Annotated in this window: 18 protein-coding genes; 10 read left to right on the top strand and 8 right to left on the bottom strand. The window is 70.3% G+C overall.

Features of this window, described 5'->3' with window-relative positions; translation table 11 throughout:
- Positions 1-19 precede the first annotated feature (19 nt).
- From ACR80Q_RS15895 to dcd, 3 genes are all read right to left on the bottom strand, one after another.
- On the bottom strand, positions 20-625 hold the full coding sequence (locus ACR80Q_RS15895) for an EAL domain-containing protein (protein WP_435378617.1): 606 nt from the start codon (positions 623-625) through the stop codon (positions 20-22).
- 95 nt (positions 626-720) lie between these two features.
- Complete coding sequence (locus tag ACR80Q_RS15890) at positions 721-1,620, bottom strand: hypothetical protein (RefSeq protein WP_435378616.1); 900 nt, start codon at positions 1,618-1,620, stop codon at positions 721-723.
- Positions 1,621-1,625: 5 nt separating this feature from the next.
- Positions 1,626-2,204 (bottom strand): dCTP deaminase, encoded by a 579-nt coding sequence (gene dcd / locus ACR80Q_RS15885; RefSeq protein ID WP_435378615.1) that lies wholly within the window; start codon positions 2,202-2,204, stop codon positions 1,626-1,628.
- Positions 2,205-2,332: 128 nt separating this feature from the next.
- Between dcd and ACR80Q_RS15880 the strand changes: the two genes are divergently transcribed.
- Positions 2,333-4,285, top strand: coding sequence for a diguanylate cyclase domain-containing protein (locus ACR80Q_RS15880; RefSeq protein WP_435378614.1), 1,953 nt, complete (start codon positions 2,333-2,335; stop codon positions 4,283-4,285).
- A 90-nt stretch (positions 4,286-4,375) separates the two neighbouring features.
- Positions 4,376-5,482: a hypothetical protein gene (locus ACR80Q_RS15875; RefSeq protein WP_435378613.1), complete on the top strand. Its 1,107-nt coding sequence runs from the start codon at positions 4,376-4,378 to the stop codon at positions 5,480-5,482.
- A gap of 284 nt (positions 5,483-5,766) precedes the next feature.
- On the opposite strand, the gene ACR80Q_RS15870 is transcribed toward ACR80Q_RS15875, so the two are convergent.
- The 4 genes from ACR80Q_RS15870 to ACR80Q_RS15855 form a co-directional block, all read right to left on the bottom strand.
- Positions 5,767-6,801: a glutathione S-transferase family protein gene (locus tag ACR80Q_RS15870; protein WP_435378612.1), complete on the bottom strand. Its 1,035-nt coding sequence runs from the start codon at positions 6,799-6,801 to the stop codon at positions 5,767-5,769.
- A gap of 39 nt (positions 6,802-6,840) precedes the next feature.
- Entirely contained in the window at positions 6,841-7,728 is an 888-nt protein-coding gene (locus ACR80Q_RS15865) for a Rossmann-fold NAD(P)-binding domain-containing protein (protein ID WP_435378611.1), read from the bottom strand.
- A 130-nt stretch (positions 7,729-7,858) separates the two neighbouring features.
- A complete protein-coding gene (locus ACR80Q_RS15860; RefSeq protein ID WP_435378610.1) occupies positions 7,859-8,551 on the bottom strand; it encodes an MOSC domain-containing protein in 693 nt (230 codons plus the stop codon).
- Positions 8,552-8,657: 106 nt separating this feature from the next.
- Entirely contained in the window at positions 8,658-8,861 is a 204-nt protein-coding gene (locus ACR80Q_RS15855) for a hypervirulence associated TUDOR domain-containing protein (RefSeq protein WP_435378609.1), read from the bottom strand.
- Between the two features lie 189 nt (positions 8,862-9,050).
- Between ACR80Q_RS15855 and ACR80Q_RS15850 the strand changes: the two genes are divergently transcribed.
- The 8 genes from ACR80Q_RS15850 (at position 9,051) to ACR80Q_RS15815 (ending at position 17,815) form a co-directional block, all read left to right on the top strand.
- Positions 9,051-9,266, top strand: coding sequence for a hypothetical protein (locus ACR80Q_RS15850; protein WP_435378608.1), 216 nt, complete (start codon positions 9,051-9,053; stop codon positions 9,264-9,266).
- Positions 9,267-10,033: 767 nt separating this feature from the next.
- Positions 10,034-10,297, top strand: coding sequence for a hypothetical protein (locus ACR80Q_RS15845; RefSeq protein WP_435378607.1), 264 nt, complete (start codon positions 10,034-10,036; stop codon positions 10,295-10,297).
- 8 nt (positions 10,298-10,305) lie between these two features.
- Positions 10,306-10,668 carry a hypothetical protein gene (locus ACR80Q_RS15840; protein ID WP_435378606.1) on the top strand — a complete coding sequence of 121 codons (363 nt, stop codon included), beginning with the start codon at positions 10,306-10,308 and terminating at the stop codon, positions 10,666-10,668.
- Positions 10,665-13,505 (top strand): ATP-binding protein, encoded by a 2,841-nt coding sequence (locus ACR80Q_RS15835; protein WP_435378605.1) that lies wholly within the window; start codon positions 10,665-10,667, stop codon positions 13,503-13,505. The genes ACR80Q_RS15840 and ACR80Q_RS15835 overlap by 4 nt, the downstream gene beginning before the upstream one ends.
- A complete protein-coding gene (locus ACR80Q_RS15830) occupies positions 13,502-15,628 on the top strand; it encodes a hypothetical protein (protein ID WP_435378604.1) in 2,127 nt (708 codons plus the stop codon). Before ACR80Q_RS15835 ends, ACR80Q_RS15830 begins: the two co-directional genes overlap by 4 nt.
- Positions 15,629-15,681: 53 nt before the next feature.
- On the top strand, positions 15,682-16,206 hold the full coding sequence (locus ACR80Q_RS15825) for a hypothetical protein (protein WP_435378603.1): 525 nt from the start codon (positions 15,682-15,684) through the stop codon (positions 16,204-16,206).
- Entirely contained in the window at positions 16,206-17,492 is a 1,287-nt protein-coding gene (locus ACR80Q_RS15820) for a C40 family peptidase (protein WP_435378602.1), read from the top strand. The genes ACR80Q_RS15825 and ACR80Q_RS15820 overlap by 1 nt, the downstream gene beginning before the upstream one ends.
- Entirely contained in the window at positions 17,486-17,815 is a 330-nt protein-coding gene (locus tag ACR80Q_RS15815; RefSeq protein ID WP_435378601.1) for a hypothetical protein, read from the top strand. The genes ACR80Q_RS15820 and ACR80Q_RS15815 overlap by 7 nt, the downstream gene beginning before the upstream one ends.
- 379 nt (positions 17,816-18,194) lie before the next feature.
- Here the strand turns inward: ACR80Q_RS15815 and ACR80Q_RS15810 are convergent, their stop codons facing one another.
- Entirely contained in the window at positions 18,195-21,101 is a 2,907-nt protein-coding gene (locus ACR80Q_RS15810) for a DNA methyltransferase (protein WP_435378600.1), read from the bottom strand.
- Positions 21,102-21,309: the final 208 nt, after the last annotated feature.

Below are 21,309 nucleotides of genomic sequence, written 5' to 3'. Positions count from 1 at the left end.
CCGCGCGGACCCGGCCCGCTCAGACCAGGTCGGGGGTGGCGAGCAGGAACCCCTGGAACAGGTCGGCACCGGCCTCGACGGCCACCTGCAGGTCGTCGACGGTCTCGATCCGCTCGACCACGACGGTGATGCCGGGGCGCAGGGCTCGCGCCTGGGCGATGACGTCCGGCAGGCGGGCGGCGGTGACGGCCTCGAGGTCCACCTTGACGAAGTCGGCGTAGGCCATCAGGGCGGCCCGGTCCTCTCCGCCCTCCCAGTCGTCCACGGCGATCTGGTAACCGCGCGACAGCAGCTCGCGCACGCCCTCGACCACCTGCGGGTCGGCGGCGACCCCCTCGAGGACCTCGACGACGATCCGGCCGTTGGCCGCCGGCAGCGGCTGCTCGCCGACGAGGAACGCACGGGGCGCGTTGACGAACAGCAGCCCCGTGGCGTCGTCGTCCATCTGGTGCAGCAGGTCGACGACGGTGGTGGTCGCGAACTCGTGGTCCGCCTCCGAGCTCATCTCCGGGGCCGAGGTCGCCGGCGGGTGGCGGAACAGCAGCTCGACCCCGACCTCGCGCCCGGTGGCGTTGACGATCGCCTGGACGGCCATCGTCGGCACCTGGTCCGGGTCGGTCAGCATGGCGACAGTATGGGGTCAGGCGGCATCGCCGGGGGACCTGCGACTAGCCCGTTCGAGGGGGTCGCGGCGTGGCATCACCGCAGGTCAGACGATGATCACACCTGGTAGCGGTCGACCAGGAAGCCGTCGGCGTCCACCACTGCGCCGCCGCCCAGCTCGGCCAGCGCACGGGTGATCGAGGCCATCGGGGCCCGCGCCCGCTCGCGGCAGGCCAGCGCCATGCCCTCCAGGTGCTCGGTCAGGCGCCACCCCTCGTCCGGGGCCTGCCAGCGGACGTCGTACAGCGCCATCGGCCCGGCGCCGAACGTCTCCCCGGCGACCGCCGGCTCGGGCCGCTCCGCCACCACGGCCTCGACGACGACCGCGCCCGCGGGGCCGATCGGGAGGTGCACGACGAAGGGGGTGCCATCAGGGCGGGCGAGCGCCTCCGGCGAGGCGTCCCCCTCCACGGCGGCCTCGACCCCGTCGCCCTCCTGGGCGCAGACCGCGGCCACGTCGGCGACCCGGATCCACGTGGGCGAGATGACCCTGGTCTCCAGGGCGCTGGCCGCCTCGGGGACCAGCACCTCCTCTGAGCCGACGGGGCGGACCCCGCCACCGAGCCGGCGCGCCAGGGCGAGCAGCAGGTCCAGACCCGCCATCTCGTCCCCGGTGGGCAGCCCGTCGGGGAAGCTGCGGTGCAGCCCGTCGGGACGACGGACCGGTCGGCCCGGCTCACGCGGCGAGCTCGTGACCTCGAGGTCGTAGGCCACCGACCAGGGCGTGGGGACGTCGGCGGACACCGCCGCCTCCATGTCGATCTCGTGCGGACCGTTCAGCCCCGCCCGTCCCGCGAGGTCGGCCGTGCCGGTCCCGGCGAGGTCGCTGGCGGGGTACCAGCAGCGCACCAGCGAGTCGACCTGCTCGACCGGGACGACCGTCGGGACCAGCAGCAGGTGCCGGCTGCGCAGGACGGCGTGGGGGTCGGAGGCGGCGCGGCGCCGCAGCCCGGCCACGCGCCTCAGACCTCGGTCCGGTGGAAGCTCTGCCACGACCGGCTGGCCGTCGGCCCGCGCTGGCCCTGGTACCGGTTGTTGCGACCATCGCCCGAGCCGTAGGGGTGCGCGGCCGGGCTGGACAGCTGGAAGAAGCAGAGCTGGCCGATCTTCATCCCCGGCCAGAGCGCGATCGGCAGGGTCGCCATGTTGGACAGCTCGAGGGTGACGTGGCCGGAGAACCCCGGGTCGATGAACCCGGCGGTGGAGTGGGTCAGCAGCCCGAGCCGCCCGAGGCTCGACTTGCCCTCCAGGCGCGCCGCCAGCGAGGCCCCGAGCGTGACCTTCTCGTAGGTGCTGCCGAGCACGAACTCCCCCGGGTGGAGGATGAACGGCTCACCGGACGGCACCTCGACGAGACGCGTCAGGTCGGGCTGCTCCACCGCCGGGTCGATGAGCCCGTAGCGGTGGTTGTCGAACAGCCGGAACCACTTGTCGATGCGCACGTCGACGCTGCTGGGCTGGATCATCTCCGGCTCGTACGGCTCGAGGGCGATCTCACCGGCGTCGACGGCGGCGGACACGTCGTGGTCGGACAGCAGCACGGGCCGACCGTATCGCGCGCCGCGAACGCGCGTCATCGCCGGGCAGCGGGGCCTCAGGTAGCGACCACCACCTGTCGATACCTCCTACCACAGGTCGTCCGACCTGCGGGGCAGCCGGAGGAGGCGCGGTGGCGAGCGGTGGTGCACCGAGCTGGGCCCGCAGCGTCGTGTTCGTGCTGCTGTTCTCGGTCGCCGTGATCGTGGGCCGCGAGAGCCGCCCCGAAGGGTCCGAGGTCGCCCTGGTGTGGCCCGCGGCCGGGGTGGGAGCCTGGTGGCTGATGAGGCTGCGGGGCGCTCGCCTGGTCGTCGACGCCGCGCTGCTGACGGTGCTCACGGTCGTCCTGCAGCTGTTGACCGGGCTGCCGCTGGTGGGGGCCCTGCTGTTCGGTCTGGCCAACCTGGGTCACGGCCTGTCCGCGCACTGGGCCGCCCGACGGCTCTGGCCGGGCGAGGCCCACCTGACCTCGCCGGCGGACGTGCTGCGCCTGGTGCGGGTGTCGGCGGTGGCCGGCCTGGTCAGCGGGAGCGTCTCGGCGCTGCTCACCTGGCAGCTGCTCGACGGCGACCTCGCGGAGTCGTTCCTCCTGTTCGTCTCCCGCAACGCCGGGACGACGTTCGTCGTCATGGCCACGGTGCTGGCGGTCCGCCCACCGCACCGGCTGCGCAACCTCGTCACCCGCCACCGCGCGGGCGAGTTCGTCGGGCTGCTGGCCCTGACGACGGCCTTCTCCGTGGTCGCGGTCACCTGGCACGGCGCGCTCCCGGTGGGGTTCCTGGTCATCACGCTGCCCGTCTGGGCGGGCTCCCGCCTCGGCGTCCCCCGGGCTGCGGCGATCAGCGCGCTGGTGAGCGTGGTCGCCGTCGAGTCGACGTCGGCGGGGTCCAACGCCCTGTCCGACGTGTCGTCGATCAGCCAGCTGACCGCCCTGGTCCAGGTCTTCACGGTGCTCGCGGTCCTCATCGCGCTTATGCTGTCGACGCTGCAGCGTGAGCGCGACGAGGTGGCGGTGCAGCTGCGCGACAGCGAGGCCCGGCTGCGCCGCACGAGCGAGTCGGCGCTGGTCGGGACGGCCCTGGTCGAGCTCGACGACCCCGCGCTGGTGCTCGTCGACGCCAACCCGGCGATGCGCGGGCTGTTCCCGGGGGCGCCGGAGCCCCTGTCCTGGCGTCACCTGCTCGCGCCGGACTCCCGCCCCGTCGTCGCGGAGGTGCTCCAGGAGCTGGGCACCGGCTCCCGTCGGACCTGGAACGGCGAGGTCCTGCACCGGTTGCCGTCGGCGACCAGCCTCTGGGCGCAGGTGCACGCGTCGGTCCTCGCCGGTCCGGACGGCCGTCCGGCCACCGCCGTGGTGCAGATGCTGGACATCACCGCCCGCAAGGACGCCGAGGCCCACCTGTCGCACCTGGCGCTGCACGACCCGTTGACGGCGCTGCCGAACCGGTTGCTGCTGCGCGACCGGCTGGACCACGACCTGTCGGTCGCGGTGCGCGGCCACGGTCGCGTCGCCGTGGTGTTCCTCGACCTGGACGGCTTCAAGGGCATCAACGACGCCCTCGGCCACGAGGTCGGCGACGTGGTCCTGGTCACGGCGGCCGAACGGCTGCAGGCGGCGCTGCGTCCCGGCGACACGGTCGCCCGCATCGGCGGGGACGAGTTCGTGGCCTGCTGCACCGACGTCCAGGACGCCGACCAGGCCCGCGAGCTCGCCACCCGGCTCATCGACGCCTTCACCCCGCCCATGCTCGTCCTGGGCCACCTGCTGGCGGTGGGGATGAGTGCCGGGGTGGCCCTGTCGCAGCCGGGCGACAGCGCCGCCTCGTTGCTGCGCGACGCGGACGCCGCGATGTACGCCGCGAAGCGGGCCGGTCGTGGTCGGGTGGTCACGGCCTGGACGGATCCGCCCACCGTCGTGGCGGTCCCTGTGATCGTGCCCCGGACCTCGTCGGTCCAGGAGGTACCGGCCGGGGCCGCGCCGGTCCCGGCCGCGTCACCTCAGGCCGCATCACCTCAGGCCGCATCACCTCAGGCCGCGGCGCCTCAGGCCCCGGCGGTCCGGCCCGGACTGCCGCTCGAGCGGTAGGGGTCGCGCCCTCCGACAACCGCAGGGCGTGCCACGCTTCCACCGGCACGGGGCCGGGCGAGGCCTTCGACGGTCGGCGACGGAGGCTCGATGAGGCGCTCGTGGTGGGTGGCGGCAGGGGCGGTGGTCGCGCTCGTCCTGGCGGTCCTGCTCGTGCGTCCGGGCAGCCAGGCCTCCCCGGACGACGTGGCCGGACCGCGGCCGTCCGGGGACCCGCGGCAGCCGGATCGGCTCGCCGGCCTGACCCTGGCCGACGTCCCGGTCAGGGCGGACGGGATCGGGCCGCTCGCGCTGGGCGACGACCCGGCCGACCTGGTGGCGGCCGGCTGGCAGACCTACGACGTCGGCGGCTGCGTGCGGCTGCTCCCGCAGGAGCTCGCCGACGCCACCCTCGCCGGCTGGGCCGTCGACGACCAGGTGGTGTCGCTGCAGCTGGAGGCCGCGACGGCCACCGTCGAGCAGGTGCCCACCGAGGCCGGGTTCACCTTCGGCGTGCCCGTCCCGCAGACGTCGGCGCAGCAGCTGACGGTCCACCCCGTGGGGGCGGACGGGCGTCGGGTCACCACGGGCCGTCTCGACTCCGACGCCGGCCGCGTCCTCGTGTCGGACGTCGGCGGCCCGACCCTCCGGTTCGTGGAGGTGGCCACCGAGGTGGGCGAGGCGTGCACCCTGGACGCCGACCTGCTCCAGTCGTCCCGGTTCCCCAGCACCCAGGTCGCGCTCACGTCCGCCACCGAGGCCATCGGTCCCGCCGACCTCGGGCACCGCTACCTGAGCAGCTCGGGGTCCACCATCGAGCAGCTGGCCTCGACGTCCGGGTGGGCCCCGCTGGTGGCCGGCCTCACGGGTGAGGGCTGCGAGACGGTGGAGCAGGCCCGGGGCGGCGACCGGATCACGCTGTTCGTCCTGGACGGGGTGGTGGTGGCCGAGGACTACGTGCTGGACACGACCCCGTTGCGCACCCCGCCCTACTACTTCCCGGGCGAGGCGTACCAGGAGACCACCGACGGCCGGCTGCGGACCACGCAGCAGCTGCAGGTCGAGGAACCGGGTCCGTCCGGGTGGGCGTCGACGCTGCGCACGCGGCTCCTCGTCGGGCTCGAGGTGGTGCCCGCCATCGACTCGGTGGTCGTGGCGGTCGGGCCGCTGGTGGAGCTGCAGCAGGTCGGACGGCCCTGCGGGACCGCCGGCGGCTGAGCGGGGGACGGACGCCTCAGCCGCCGATGCCCGTCATGCCCCTGGTCTGCTCAGGACCAGGCGTGTACCGCTCCTTGTTGCACCGGGCGCACGCCAGGTACCTGGGGTTCCCTGCCGTACCCGGCGACGTCCGGCGTTCCCAGCGGTGCATACCGACCCGGCAGAGCAGAGCACCGATCATGACCGTCTCCTCTTCGTCGAGGCGGCACGCGCCGCTTCCCAGCGTCCTCCGGTGGGAAGCCGGTGGGAAGGCCGGCGGGCGTGCCGCCCCGACCGACGGCGCGTCAGCCCGCCAGCAGCGCCAGGGCGCGGTTGTGCTCCGCCGGGACGGCCTCGGCGTCCGCCACCGGCCCGGGCGGCGTGCCGTCGCCGAAGGGACGACCACCCAGCTGCTCGCGGTGGTGCGGGGTGGCCCAGACGGTCTCGTCCGGACCCGACGGGACGACCCCGGTCGGGTTGATGTCCAGGTGCGTCGCGTAGTAGTGCTGCTTGATCTGCACGAAGTCCTGGGTGTCGCCGAAGCCCGGCGTCTGGAACAGGTCGCGGGCGTAGGCCCACAGCACCGGCATCTCCGTCAGCTTGGACCGGTTGGTCTTGAAGTGGCCGTGGTAGACCGCGTCGAAGCGGGCCAGCGTGGTCCACAGCCGGACGTCCGCCTCGGTGATGGTGTCGCCCACCAGGTAGCGCTGGTTCTCCAGCCGCGCCGACAGCTGGTCGAGCCGCTCGAACAGGCGCGTGTAGGCCCGGTCGTACGACTTCTGCGAGCCGGCGAAGCCGCACTTGTAGACGCCGTTGTTGACGTCCTCGTAGAAGGAGTCGGCGACCTCGAGGATCTCGTCGCGGTGCGCCTCGGGGAACAGGTCGGGAGCACCGTCACGGTGGTGCGCGGTCCACTCCGTCGACAGGTCGAGCGTCATCTGGGGGAAGTCGTTGGTGACGACGCCCCCGCTGGGCACGTCCACGATCGCGGGGACGGTGATGCCCTTGGGGTAGCCGGGGAACCGCTTCTCGTAGGCGTCCTTGAGCCGCGGGATGCCCAGGACCGGGTCGACCTCGCCGGGGTCCAGGTCGAAGGTCCACGACCGCGCGTCGTGGACGGGACCCGTCAGGCCGAGCGAGATCGCGTCCTCCAGGCCGAGCAGGCGCCGCACGATCAGCGCGCGGTTGGCCCACGGGCAGGCCCGCGCGACCACCAGCCGGTAGCGGCCGGCCTCGACCGGCCACTGCCCGTCCCCGCTCGGGTCACGGACGATGCGGTCCTCGATGTACTTGGTGTCGCGCTGGAACGACTCTTCGACGTAGCTGGTGTGCTCGGCCATGCCTCGACCGTAAGGGCCTCGACCAGAAAGCGCCAACTTTCAACTACTCCGGTCGAGGACGGGCGACGCGGCGGTGGCCGACGCGGTCGACCACGCCCCGGCCCGCCGCGCCGCGGCCGCCCAGGTCTCCAGGTCGCGCGGCTCACGACCGAGCGCACGGCGCACCCCGTCGGCCGGGGTGGCGCCCCGTCCGTCCAGCACGGTCGTGACGAGGTAGGTGAGCAGGTCCACCTCCGCACCGGGGACACCCACGGCCGCGAGCCCCGCGCGGAAGTCGTCGACGCCGATGCTGCGGAAGGCCACCGACCGACCGGTCGCCCGCGCCACCACGGCCATCGCCTCGGCGAACGTCACCGCCCGCGGTCCGGTGAGCTCGTAGACCTGCCCCTCGTGGCCGCCCTCCAGCAGGGCGGCCACGGCGACGTCCGCGATGTCGTCGGCGTCCACGAACGGCTCGCGGACCTCGCCCACCGGGAGGGCCAGCTCACCGGAGCCGACCGCCGGGGCCAGCTGGCCCTCGTCGAAGTTCTGGGCGAACCAGCTGCACCGCAGCACGGTCCGGGTGGGCAGCACGTCGGCGACGACCTGCTCGGCCCGCTGGGCCTCGGGCTCACCCCTGCCGGACAGCAGGACGACCCGCCCGACGCCCGCGGCGACCGCGAGCCCGGTGAGCCGGCCCACGGCCTCGGGTGCACCGGGCAGGGCCAGGTCCGGGTAGTAGGAGACGTAGACGGCGCGGGTGCCCGCGAGCGCCGGCGCCCAGGTGGTGCCGTCCTCCCAGTCGAACGGCGGTGACGCGGTCCGGGAACCGGCCCGGACCGGGACGCCCCGTTGCTGCAGACGGCGCAGGACCCGGCGGCCGGTCTTGCCGGTGGCGCCGAGGACGAGGACGGGACGGCGGTCGGCGGTGGTGGCGGGTGTGGTCATGCGGCCAGCCAACCCGCCCATGGCGAGACGGGCCATCGCCGAGAGGCGCGACTCCATACGCCATCGTCTCGCCGTGCGAGTGGGGGGCCGGACGGCGAGGTGCGCCCACGAGGTCGGTGAGGAGGGTGGGTCAGGACGGCACGACGGCGTCGCCCACCGCCAGGGGGCCCGGCCGCAGCACCCGGGCGTACACCGCGAGGGACATGTCCCGCTCGGCCGCCAACGGCTTGAACCAGCGTCCGGTGGCGCTCGTCCCGTCCTGCGGCACGTCGACGGTGCGGCAGCGCTCGATCCGCTCCTCGACCGCCAGCAGGACGGACCCGACCGCCACGGACCGGCCGACCCAGGTCTCCTCGACGAACGGCTCGTCGGTGTCCACGACCAGGTTGACGCGCAGCCGGCGTGGGTCGGCGTCCAGGTCCCACCGTTCGGCGCACCAGCGCAGCGTGGCGGTGCCGACGACCGAGACGGCGCCGTCGTCCTGGTGCGAGGTCCCGCTCTCGGCCTCGAGCGTCACGGTGGCGCCCATCACCTCGCCCAGGTGCGCCGCGAGCGCCGGGTCCTCGACCGGCCAGGTGCGGCCCTGCCCGTCGGCGACCACGACGAGGCCCGCCCCGTCGGTCCGGGCCCGGTAGCCGGCCACCGCGTCGCGACGCCGCATCCGTCGGGTGTCCTTGTGCGACGCCAGCCGGCCGTCGGGGTCGACCACGGCGTACCAGCGGTCCCCGGCCAGGCCCCGGTCGTCGACGTCGACGTGGTCGAGCCCTTCCCCGCCCATGGCCTTGACCGGGTAGCGGCGGATCGAGGCGAGGGTCACAGCCATCAGGACACGCTAGTCACCCAGCCGTGGCACACGCAGTGGCTGCGGAACTGCCCTGGTCGACGACGGATCGCGACCACTGCGCGTGCCACCGACCACTGCGCGGGCGTCACGCCTTGGTGAGGGAGGACTCCTTGTGGGCGGCCCGGGAACCGCTCTTGTCGGACTCGACGATCCAGAACGGCTCGTCGTCGCTGGCCTTGAACGTCTGACCGTCGTGCTGGAACTCCTCGGTCCGCTTCTCGACGGCCTTGCCGTGCGTCTCGCCCTGCGGGGTGTTCCAGGTCACTGCGTCACCCTTGCTGATAGCCATCCGACGACCGTAGGCACCGAGCGGGCGGACCGCACCGTGAGGGGTCCGCCTGGCCGCTCCGTGTCGGCGTGATCGCCCTGCCGGCACCCGCAACCGCGTCCAGCGCGTCACCTGGGCCCACGAGACGGCCGGGTCCGACCGCGACCGGGGACCGCGTCACCGGCCCGTCGCGTCGGTAGCGTTCGCCCCATGGCCGAGGGGAGGACGCCGCCGTGGCAGCTGACGCGCACGTCCCGCCAGGGCTTCTGGCTGGGCGGGCTGTTCACCGTCCTCGCGGTCCTCGGCTGGCTGTTCCAGGTGCCGGGTGGCGGACCGGTCGAGGTCGTCCTGGCCGCCCTGTGGACCGTGCTGGCCCTCGGGATCCTCGCGTCCTCCGCGGCCCTCCGGCGGCGCGAGCGGGGCTGAACCACGTCGGCGACCTCGCTGGTCCGGGACGGCGGCTGCGTCGAGGGGCCTCACCAGCTCTGCCTCGTCGACGACGGTGGCGGTCATCGTGGTGAACCCGGGCGCGCCTGCCGCGGGCGCGAGCCGCAACAGGCGCCCACCCGACGGGCGCGGAGCGGGCACGCGGGTCGCTCTCGGACTCCTGCGGCGGGGCTGACACGTCTCTGGCCTGGGAGCGGATGACGGGAATCGAACCCGCACTATCAGCTTGGGAAGGTCCTCGGCCCGACAGACAGTGATCGCGGACCACGCTGCGTTGACAGCTGGCACCGCCCACGAGGCGACTCGTTCCGGGACGTCATCAGAGGGGTCGGGGACTGCTGCGGCGATCGGGCACGTGGCGGGCACGCGTGCCGCACGCCTCACTTCGTCACCGTCCTCGCAACAGTCCTGGCGGTGCAGCTGGCCGTCTCTCCCTTCCGTGGTGACCGCAGGAACGGTCTTCCGTGCTTGGGGTTGGCAGCTGGACGCGACGTCGGAGCGTCCCCTGATCCCTCGACACCGACGGTCTTCGAGCGAACTGATCCTCAGGCCCTGTCGACCTGCCCTTATCCACAGATACCGATCGTCCGCACTACGGGGGGCAACCTCGTCACTACCGTCCGAAATGGCGCGAAGGCGTCGGAACACCTCATAGCGCGTCCTGCTCTGACCGTCCTCCGCCCGGGGGATCCAGAGTCGCTGTGACTCGGGACCCGCGGGCTCCTCACCCGAAGGAGAACCCGTTCATGAACACGTCTCTCACCACCCTGCTTGCCGTTCCCTCCGGCACCCCGGTCAACGTCGGTGGCATCCAGGACCTGCTGCTGCAGCTGCTCGGCGTCGGTCTGGTCGTCGTCGCGCTCATCGTGCTGGTGGGCATCCGTCGCATCAAGATCGGCGACGCTCTCGGCACAGTCGCCATCGTCATCATTGCCCTGCTGATTGCGGGCGTCAGCGTGCCGCTCATCACGGGCACGAGCGATGACATCCTCAACTTCCTCCTCAACTGAGCGTCGTCATGCTGATCGGCAACGACGACGCCATCTGGCGCTACCAGCCACGCCTCGTCGACCTGCGCGGGTGGACCGTACTCGGCCAGCCCCGCTACACGGTCCTGGCCATCGGCGCGGCCGTCACCGGACTGGTCGCGCTGCCGCTGGTGCTGCTGTTCGGGCTGTGGCCGGGAGGGCTCTACACGCTGGCCGTCGGGTTCGTCGCCGGCTACCTGCTGGCGCCCTACTTCACCAGCGAGCAGCCCCTCATGGCCTGGCTCGCCTACGCCCGGGGCGAGCTGCGCGCCGCCCGCCACTGGGTCCGCTGCCGCCGCGCGTCCATGCGGGCCCGCCCGCTGCACCACACGTTCTCGAGGGAGTCGACATGAGCACACGCGTCCGTCTGCGTCGACGCAACGGCCAGCACCCCGACACGACCGCCACCGATACGGCGGACTCGCAGGACGTCGCGGACGGCCAGCACCGCGTCCAGACCGGCCGGCGGGTCTGGCGCTCGATGTCGGTAGGTCCGGCAGACTTCCCTCCGCTGCCACTGACGCTGCGCGGCATCCAGGAAAACGTGACCATCACCCGCAAGGGGCTGCGGGCCTGGTACCGGCTGGGGCCCCAGCAGTGGTCGTGGCAGGGTGACGAACGCCGCGAGAACCTCATCCGGCAGATCGGCGACACGTACTCCGCGTTGGCCGGCCGCACGATCCACATGCGTAGCGTGCAGCGGCCCTACCCGATCCACACCTGGGCCAAGGCCCTCGCCGACGACACCCCCGACCCGGTCAACCGGCAGGCGTGGGGCGAGCACCTCGTCGGCGTGCAGCGGCACCTGCGCGGGTCCACGTTCTCCGACACCGAGACCTACCTCGGCGTCAGCCTTCAGGTCACCCACCACGGCGACCGAATCAGCAAGCGCACCGCGGCCAAGGTCGCGACCGACCTCACCCGCCTCGACGCCCTGCTCGGCACCCCGGGCCTGGACGGGGTCCGCGCCACCCAGGGCGAGGTCGAGTGGCTGGTCCACCGCAGCCTCGGCATCGGCCTGCCCCAGCCCCACACCACGGTCGACGGCATGACCGTTCCGGTCGAGGCGTCGGATCTGACCATGTTTACCGGCACCCTCGACGTCGACCCGAGCCCGGGCCGGCCCTACGTGCGCCTCGTCGCCCGCCCGCAACGCACCGGCGACGCCACCGTCGTGGAGCGGTACCTGGCGGTCCTCAGCGTCGGCCGGATGGAGGGGCTGAAGATCCCGCAGTCGCACCTGCCGTGGATGGCGTTCGCGGACTCGCTGCCGTTCCCGGTCGAGTGGTCCGGCAGCATCCGGGTCCTGTCCGGGCGGGAGGCCGCGTCGTCGATGCAGACCCGCATCGATCAGGTCGTCGACCAGGAGCAGCAGTACACCGCCAGCGCCTCGGTCGAGGTCCCACTGTCGCTGCGCCGCACCGGGGAGCAGGCCCGCGCGACGGCTGATGAGATCGCCGACGGAGGGGTGCACGCCGTCGCCCGCATCGACGGCCGGTTCCAGCTCGCCGTCACCGCCGCGTCGCAGGCGGAGCTCGAGGACCGCGTCAACGCCGTGCTCAACCACTACCGCGACTACCGGGTCGAGCTGCACCGCGACCCCGACCAGTACGGCCTGCACCGCGAGTTCATCCCCGGCGAACCCGCCGCCTCGACCGCCCACCGGCGCCGCGGGAAGACGGAGTTCCTCGCCGCCGGCTTGCCGCACCTGTCCAGCACCGTCGGCACCCGCGACGGTTCCTACATCGGCTACACGGTGGGCACGTCTCGGCGGGCGGTGGCGTGGAACCTGCACCACGCGATGGAGGTCCGCGAACGGTCCGGCTTCACCCCCGTCATCGGCGGCCTCGGCTCCGGCAAGTCCGTCGTCGTCGGCTCCCTCGCCTACGACGCCACGCTGCGCGGGATCTGCACCACCGTGTTCGACCCGTCCGGCCCGCTCGCCCGGCTGACGCTCATCCCCCAGATCGCCGCGGTGTCGCAGTACGTCGACCTCCTCCGGTCCGAGGCCGGAACCCTGTCGCCGTACGCCGCGGTGCCAGAACCGGAGCGGCACAACCTGGTCGACGACGAACGCCTCATGGGCCTGCACGGCACCGCTCACGAGGAGAAGCTCGACGAGGTGTTCGCCGACGCCCTCTACCTGGCCGGTCGCCGTCGGATGCAATTGGCCACTGACACCCTGCGGCTGCTGCTGCCGCCGGAGATCCGGCGGGCGCGGGAGTCCAGCCACGTCATCCGCAACGCCGTGCGTCACGTCGGGGGCGGGCATGACGCGTCCCTCGGCCAGGTCCTCGACGCCATCCGCGCCGATGGTCGCGACGCCGACCACGAGATCCACGACGTCCTCCGTGACATGGCCGAGTTTCCCTCCGCGCGCCTGTTCTTCACCGCCGGCGACACCAGGCACCCGCCGGTTCGTTCCGCGGAGCCGACGCTGCTGGTGTTCACCCTCGGCGGTCTGACGCTTCCGGAGCCGGACGCGGAGGAGACGAACTGGACCGAGGACGAGCGGATCAGCGTGCCGCTGCTCAGCCTGGCCGCGAACTACGCCTCCCGCCGCGTCTACGGCCGCCGGATGGGCGAACGGAAGGTCGTCGTCATCGACGAGGCCCACGCCCTGCGCCGCACCCCCGCCGGCCGGGCCCTGGTCGAGCGGTTCGCCCGGGACTCCCGCAAGTGGAACACCCGAGTCCTCGCCGCCTCCCAGAAGCCCGGCGACCTCCTTAGCCTCGAGGCCGGCGGGCTGATCGACGAGTGCATCATCGGCGGGATCGAGGACCCCGACGAGGCCGCCGCCGCGCTCCGCCTGGCCCGCATTCCCACCGGCCTCGGCTACGAACGCGCCGTCGCCACCCTCGCCCTCGGAGGCCTCCGACCCCACGTCGGCCAAGGACGTAGCGGGGCCCGTGACGTCATCCTCCGAGACGCCGACGGCTACACCGAACGCGTCCGCTGGGACCTCGGCCACCTCCCCCACGTCCTGCAGGCCCTGGACACCACCGCCGTCGGCAACCCCACCCGCCTCGAGCAGCCCCAACCGGACCGAAGTCCTGACCAGGCCCGTCGCGTCGACCTACGCGACACCGACACCCCCACGCGCCGAGCGCAGCGGGCGCCGGCCATCGCCAGGCTCAACGGGTCCGAGACCGGCACCGACGAGCACGCCGACGACTGGAGCGTCGCGTGAGCACCGGCCGGCGGGTCCTGCTCGCTCTCGTCACCCTCGCGACCGTGATGCTCGGGGTGACAGGACCCGCAGCTGCCGCGACGGCCGGGGTCGTGCCGGTGGCCAGCGCGTCGTCTGTCCCGCAGCTGCCAATCCCGGGGCTACCGGACTGCCAGACGCCACCCACCGCGGAGTCACCAGATCGCGGCCTGGGCGGGTTCATCACTCCTCAACCAAGTGACCCGCCGCCGCTGGACGCCGACCCGTTCACCGACGGCTCGGGCGTCAGCGTCTACGAGACGACTGGCCTTGCTGGCTACCGCTGGCACATGTACGTCGACTCCTGCGTCCCTGGCCCCGGTCAGGCCACCAACGGTGCGCTCACCTCGACCGCGAACTCGCTGATGTCGCTGCCGGTTCTCGCCGTGGGCATGGTCGCCACGCTCGCCGACACCGTGTACAACCAGACCTGGCTCGCCGTCCTCAACGAGCCCGTCGCCTATGTGTCCGACGCCCTGTACGAGGGCTTCACCCGGCCGTTCTTCCCGGTCATCGCGGTCGCGGTCGGTGTCCTCATGGTCATCAGCGTCCGGCGGGCCCGGTTGTCCGCGGCCATCGGCACTGGCTGCCTCGTCCTGGTCGCTGCGACGCTGGCCGCGTTCGCCGCGAACTACCCCAGCACGGTCGCGAGGCTCACCGACCAGGTCACGGTCACGGCGATCGTGTCCGTGAACGGCGCCATGGCCGGCAGCGAGGACGCCGACCCCGCCACCGCCACCGTCGCCCCGCTGGTGGACGCGATCCTGTACGACCGGTGGGTCGCCGGCACCCTCGGCGACTCCTCCTCTCCGACCGCCCGGCAGTACGGCCCCGAGCTCTACCGAGCCTCCACCCTCACCTGGGCCGAGACCGAGCTCGTCCGCAACGACCCCGACGGCGCCGGCGCGGACCTCATCGACGCCAAACGACAGCAGTGGACCGACGCCGCCGAAGCCGTCCAGGCCAGCGACCCCGACGCGTACGAGTACCTCACCGGAGCCCGCAGCCTCGACCGCGTCGGCCACGCCCTGGTGGCGCTGGCGCTGGTCGGGATCCTGCCGTTCCTGCTGATGAGCCTGCTGCTCGTGGCCATGAGCTATCTGATCATCCGACTCGTCGTCATGTTCCTGCCCCTGGTGGCGCTCGTCGCGCTCCTGCTCAAGGGAACCCTGCGCAGCCTCGGCAGCCTGGTGGCCGCGGCCCTGATCAACAGCGTCGTCTTCGCCGTCGGCGCCGCCGTCACCGCCTACCTCTACGGGGTGTTCCTGTCGGCGGACTCAGGTATCCCTGCCTTGCTAGGGATCCTGCTCGCGTTCGTCGTCGGCAGCGCGATGTGGATCGTCCTCAGCCCCTACCGCCGTCTCACCACGATGGTCCGCGGCAACGACGCCGTGAAGACCAGCACCGACGAGTACCGGAAGTACAAGAAGGGCGCCACCGACCTGGCCGGTAGTGCGGCCCGCTTCGCCGGCGGAACCGCGAAGGTCGCCGCCGGCGCCCTCCTCGCGAAGAAACTCAGCAAGAAGGACGACGACGAGGCACGAACCCAGGCCGCGTCGGAGCCCTATCGGATCGGCCCGGACACCCTCCGCCCCGAGCACTTCGCCACCGCCGCACCCCCCACATCCGACTACCGACCGCGGACCGGACCACCCGCGCAGCTCGACGGCGCTCCCTCACCTACTGCGATTGGCGGACCCGCACCTGCTGCCATCGCCGGACCCGGCGGACACACCCTGCCTGCCCCAAGAGGCCCCGCCGGCTCCACCGACACCAGCCCGCCGGACCTGATCCCCCAGGTCCCCACGTCGACGGGCGCCCACGCCGCAGCGACCATGCCCGCCCAATCACCCGGCTACAGCAGCACCCCGACTCCGACAGTCCCGCTCGACGATGGTCAGACCGAACCGCTGAGCCGGCCGGAGACGACGCCCATGCGTGACTTCGACGCCGTCGTCGTGGACGGCGAGACCGTCACCGTCATCCACACCCTCGACGGCCCCGTCGTCGACCACTACGCCCCCACCGACGCCGCACCTGGCACCCGCGCCGCCCAGGTTGTGCCCGGCGACGTCGTCACCTCCCGCAAGGAGGGCCTGCCATGACACGCCCCAGCCGCCTCCTGGCCGCAGCACTGCTCCTGGTGGTCGTTGGGACCGTGCTCCTCGTCACACGGATCACGGACACCGACGCAGCAGAGCAGAGCGCGCTCCGCGAGCCGACCGCGGTTCTCTCGGCAACGGCACGCGTCGTACCGCCCGAGGCGGAGAACCCCGGTGACGCACCAGTGGTCGACGACACGTCGCAGCTGCTTCCACCGGAGGCGGTCGTGGTTCCGACGTCGGGCCCGACCGGTGAATCGGGCGCGGCGGACCTCATCACGGTTGCCGAGCGCGCAGTGCTGGCCTGGCAGTCACCCGACGACCAGACTCGGACGGAAGCACTCCGCGCCGTGGCCACCGCCGAATATCAGGAGACCGCCACCACCATCAACGCCACCCGCGTCCCCTCCGCTCGCCCCGCGCGGGTACTCCTGCGGAGCGAGGCCGACGGTCAGGCCCTCGTCGACGTCCAGCTCGAAGACGGCACCCGGCTCGCCCTCATCCTCGTGCTCGAACAAGACCAGTGGCTCCTCGCCGACCTGCAGCCCGTCCTCGACACCGACGCCCTGGACGTGACCTGATGTGGCACACGCTGACCCTCCACGCCGCTGCCTCCCTGCCCTGGGGCAAGATCATCGCCGTCGTCATCGGCGTCCAGCTCGCCATCGCCGGGCTGGCCACGCTGCTCGTGCTCAGTGTCACCGTCGAGACCGAGCAGACCGACACCCGAGGCGACTGCACCGTGGTCATCAACCCCACCGGCCTTGACGTCGAGGGCCTTGACGACACCCAGCTCGCCCACGCCGCGACCATCGTCCAGGTCGGCCGTCAGCGAGCTCTGCCTGATCAGGCCATCCGGGTCGCCCTCGCCGTCGCCGCGCAGGAGTCGAAGTTCCGCAACTACGCCAACGACGGCACCGGAGACCTCCGCCCCGACCAGCGCGACGTCTCCCGGTCCCTCGCCTACCCGCACGACGCCGTCGGCCGCGACCACGGGTCCGTCAACGTGTTCCAGCAGCAGTACCCCTGGTGGGGCACCCTCGACGAGCTCATGGACCCCGTCTACGCCGCCGGGAAGTTCTACGACACCCTCCTCGACGTCCCCGGCTGGGAGCAGCTGCCACTCACTGTGGCCGCGCAACGCGTCCAACGCTCCGCGTTCCCCAACGCCTACGCCCAGTGGGAATCCCTCGCCGACGAGCTCCTCACCGCCCTCTCGGCAACGTCTACCCGGCCCGCCGGTGTTGGCGCTTCACCAGGGGCGGGCGGCCTCGAGCAGACCTACGCCAGCGCCACCCAGCGCTGCCAAGACCGGGCCGTCCCCGCCGACTTCACCGCCCTGCCCGGCGCTCACAGCGGGGAGGTCGCGGTGAACGTCGCCGCGTCCTGGATCGGCACCCCGTACTCCTGGGGCGGCGGCACCACCAGCGGCCCCAGCGAGGGCTCCGCCCAAGGCGCGGGCATCGTCGGGTTCGACTGCTCCGGGCTCATCCTTCACGCCTGGTACCAGGCCGCAGGCATCACGCTCCCGCACTCCTCCGTCGCCATCGAAGCCATGTCGACCCCCGTCCCGGCCTCCCAGGCCCGCGCCGGCGACATCCTGTCGTTCGCCACCGCCGGCGGGTCCCGCGTCAGCCACGACGGCCTCTTCGACGGCCGCGGAGGCATGATCCACGCCCCCCGCACCGGAAAGACCGTCGAGTACGTCCCCGACGTCCTCAACGACCCCTACTGGTCCGACGTCCTCATCAGCATCACCCGACCACCCCTACCGGCTGGCTCGAGCTCGACAAACAACGCACCACAAGCGGCCGGACTCTCTCCCTGGTCTCTGTCCGAGCCTCGTCGTACGGTCGCAGCATGGTGACCGAGCCGGTGTACCCGAAGGTGGCCTCCGACGGCTCCCTCGTCGTACCCATCCGGCCGCCAGAGACCCGCGAGGCCATCGCCGTCGCCGACTACCCGGGGCCGGTCCGGGGTGAGCGGGTGGTCGTGCTGCAGGCCACAGCCTGGGTGTTCGACGTTCGCGCGGTCAGCGAGAAGCACGTCGACGGCCGCGGCCGCATGGTCGTCGACGTCGTCCACGAGGAGGCCTACTACGCGGGTCACCTCTCGGACCCCACGACCCTCAACGCCGAGATTGTCTTTGTCGAGAGGCCGCGGGCGGCATCTGTGGGGCATGGGGTCTGACCCCAACTCGGGTGGTGTGGGTGGTGATCCCGTCGCGTCGGCCAGCTGGGCCGTGAGCCGGCCCGGGGGTGGTCTGTCCAGGATGACGTAGTCACCGCGTAGCGGCCGTAGGTCCTGGACGGACCACCCCCGGGGTGGCTGGCCTGTGGCTGGTCGACGCGGCGGGGTCGCCACCCTGGTGCCTTCCGCGCATCCCGGAGCCGAGGCCTGGCGTTTGGGGCGGAGCCCCTGGCTTGTCGAGTTCTGGCAGGTCAAGTCGGGTGGGCGTCCTCACGCCAACTCGACCGCCATGTTAATCAGGCCCAGAGCCTTAACCAGCGCCAGTGGGGTGAAGAAGACCGCGGATAGTCAAGCCCGAGCAGGGAGGGGCCCATCCAGACTACTGGACCATATTCAGCCGTTCGTAGCTGGCAAAGAGCGCCTTTTGACGCTCCAGCTCTGTGGGCCTTCTGCTAGTTACACCTAGTGCCCTGTCCACCAGTTTGTCCAAGTCCCTATGCGCCTTGACAAGTTCCGGCTTCATTCCGAGCGGATTGTAGTGCTCGGCCAGCGTTCGGTCTGGAAACAGGCTCCGCGCCAGATTCACGGCCTTCCCTGCAGTGATGATGCGTCTCCGTAGTGACCCACCCAGAACAGGTATGGGTAGGGTGTTCCAAACAAGTGTGTTGGAGAATGATGGATCGGATTTCAGCCGTCCTCCGACAGTCTTTTGCCAGGTGATGAACATGCTAGTCCCAAAGATGGCGTAGGCAAAACCGTCAGGGTCTGGGCATGTGAACAACTTCATTGAGGCAATAACTTGGCCTTCTAAACGCTCGACGGTCGCGAACTGCCTGTTCTCAGAGAACGTTTGAGGAATCCCCAGGTAGGGACCCAGCGGCTGGTAGCGCTCTCCGAACAAGTGTGGGGTGTCCGCCAGGACCCGCGTAGCCTCCTTCTTGCTGGAAGATCGCAGCGCCTTGACCTTTGCGATCCTCTCCCGTAAGGCATGCGACTTGGCAAGGTCGCTAGGCTCCAAATCCACCAACCAAAGACACCAGCGCTGCAGCCCATTGATCAATTCCTTGCCTCCGACGTAGCGTCGAAGATACTTGCGCAGGATCGGGTCGGCGCTTACCTCAGCAAACTCAGTCTCATCAATGGTTAGAAAACCCCAATCAACAGCCTTGCTTCCAACATTGACCTCGGGCAACTCGGGCGAAAGTGGGTGCCGCCTTGCTTCCACTGACACGTCGCTGGCATCCACCAGGTAGCCATTGATGCCCGTAGCAAGCTTGACCAGTTCACCAGGACCACGTTGGTCCGGGTAGTCATAAAGGATGCCCTTTGCCTGCACTTGTCGTGAGAATCCCACGATCACACAATGGACGGAGGCCTTCTCACTACTTGCAGCCTCGGACGTCCAGACGAAGGTGCGGTGAGCGAAGGCGATGCGCCATCCCGCTGCCTTGAAGACTGGAAAGAGATTCGCGGGCTGCATACCTTGTGTGATTGAATTGGTTGTGACGAATGCAAAGTCGCCAGTCCGACCATCAAGATAGTCGACGGATTTGGCCAACCATGCGGTGACGAAGTCAAGAAAGCCGGAGTACTTGTCTGCGCCCCAGACGGCCTTCAACTCTTGGGTTTGGGCTGCCGTTCTCTCTTTGGTGCCCACGAAGGGAGGATTCCCAAAGATCAGCACCTTAGCCCCGTCGTTCGGTAGCAACACATTCCAATCGACGGTCAGCGCATTGACATGCACGATGGTCGCAGAAATAGTGATGGGTAGTCGATTGGGTGTGTACCCCAGCACTTTTGCCATTCGCTGATTGGCCTGATGGTCTACCAGGAACATGGCCGTCTCAGCGATCTTTGCCGGCCACCAGTACAGTTCGATGCCGAAGAACTGGTCGAGCCTCACGTGTAGCAGATCGCTGGGATCAAGCAGTAACTCCTCGTCTCGCCCACGTTTAGCCTGCAGCTTAACCAACAGCTCCAGTTCCAGGGCTCGCATTTCTCGATAAGCGACAATCAAGAAATTGCCACAGCCACAGGCGGGATCAACGTACCGATACTGCCTGAATTCATCATGCAGCTCCTGCAGAGCAGGCTTGGTGTGGGCGGCGTCGAGACGCTTCCGCATATCATCAAGAAACATCGGCCGCAAGACCTTCAAAATGTTCGCTTCGGAGGTGTAGTGCTCTCCTGACTCCCTGCGCGCCGCCTTCGACTTGATGGTCTGAAACAGAGAGCCGAACACAGCCGGGGAGATGCGTGCCCAATCAAAATTGCACGCCTCCAGCAGTGCATCCCGCATGGTGGAGTCGAACCACATCGTTTGCGTTCCACCTCGCGCAAAGAGGGCGCCATTGATGTGCGGGAACTCTTGGAAGGCCTCATCCATGCGCTTGTCGCGCGGCTTCGGCGTGTCTAGTACATCGAAGAGTGCGGCCAGTTGTGGACCGAGGTCCGACCCGTCCGCCGAGGTGCGCGTCCTAATGAACCGTTCGAATAGCCCCCTCTCCCATAATCCAGCATCATCCCCAAACATCAGGAATAGAAGCCGGGTCAGAAGAACGGAGGCCTGCATCGTCGCAGCGTCCTCCTGGCCGGCATCCTCTATCTCGCTGGAGTCTGTGTCCGCGTCATGAGTCATCGCGGAATAGAGATTGCCCATAATTCGTGCAGCGGCGACCGAGGCGTCGGCCTGCTCCTCTGCAATTAGTGCTTCGGAGTCTTCGCCTGTGAGAAACAAAAACAGTTCGACGTGATCGACCAGGTCCTCTGTCCGAACCGTCTTGGTGCGCGTTGGCGACCTCCTCGAGACCGAGAGATCTGTTACCTGCACCGTGACGAAGTCAGACGTGATGACCCAGCGGGGCATCTGAGCTGGTGCTATGTCACCACCGGTGAGGTATGCCGCGGCCTGTTGTTCCGCGTTCGACTGCTCTGAGCCCTTCGGGCGCTTTATCCGCCCTTCGGACTTCTGCTCGATGAGGTACTTCCCGGGCAGGAAGACATCAATGAAGCCGCGGCCACCCGTGTCCGATCGACGAGCTGGGTACTCGAAGGTCACACCCTGCAGGTACGAGTCTTCGACCCCGTAACAGCGCATGAATGCACGCCAGAAATCCCCTGTGTTCTGCCGTTCACGCCTGACATCTTTATAGTCTACGGCGAATCGAGCAACGCGGTCTCGCATTTCATTGAGGGACAGTCGCCTGCCCCGGGTTATAGTCAAACGAATCCCCTTGCTTGACAGATGACGTTCACTCACGTCATTGGGTTTGAATAGGTTCGACATTGACCTACTCGTCAAACGCCGTGCGAACGTCGAAGCGACCGAGTGACCCAAGTCATGCTGCCCCTCGTTCACACACCCTAGCGACGTTGCACCTCGCCAGCGCTAAGACCAAACCTATCTCCGGCCTCAGTTTGCTCGTCCTGGGTGCTGGGCCAGCCGGCGGCGCGAACGGCGCCTGCGCCGCACGCGCAAGCCGCCGGCTGGCGGG

It is taken from the genome of Aquipuribacter aurantiacus (assembly GCF_051216895.1).
Taxonomy (GTDB): domain Bacteria; phylum Actinomycetota; class Actinomycetes; order Actinomycetales; family JBBAYJ01; genus Aquipuribacter.
Note: the sequence above shows the minus strand (reverse complement) of the source record. Positions and strands in the feature narration are given on the sequence as shown.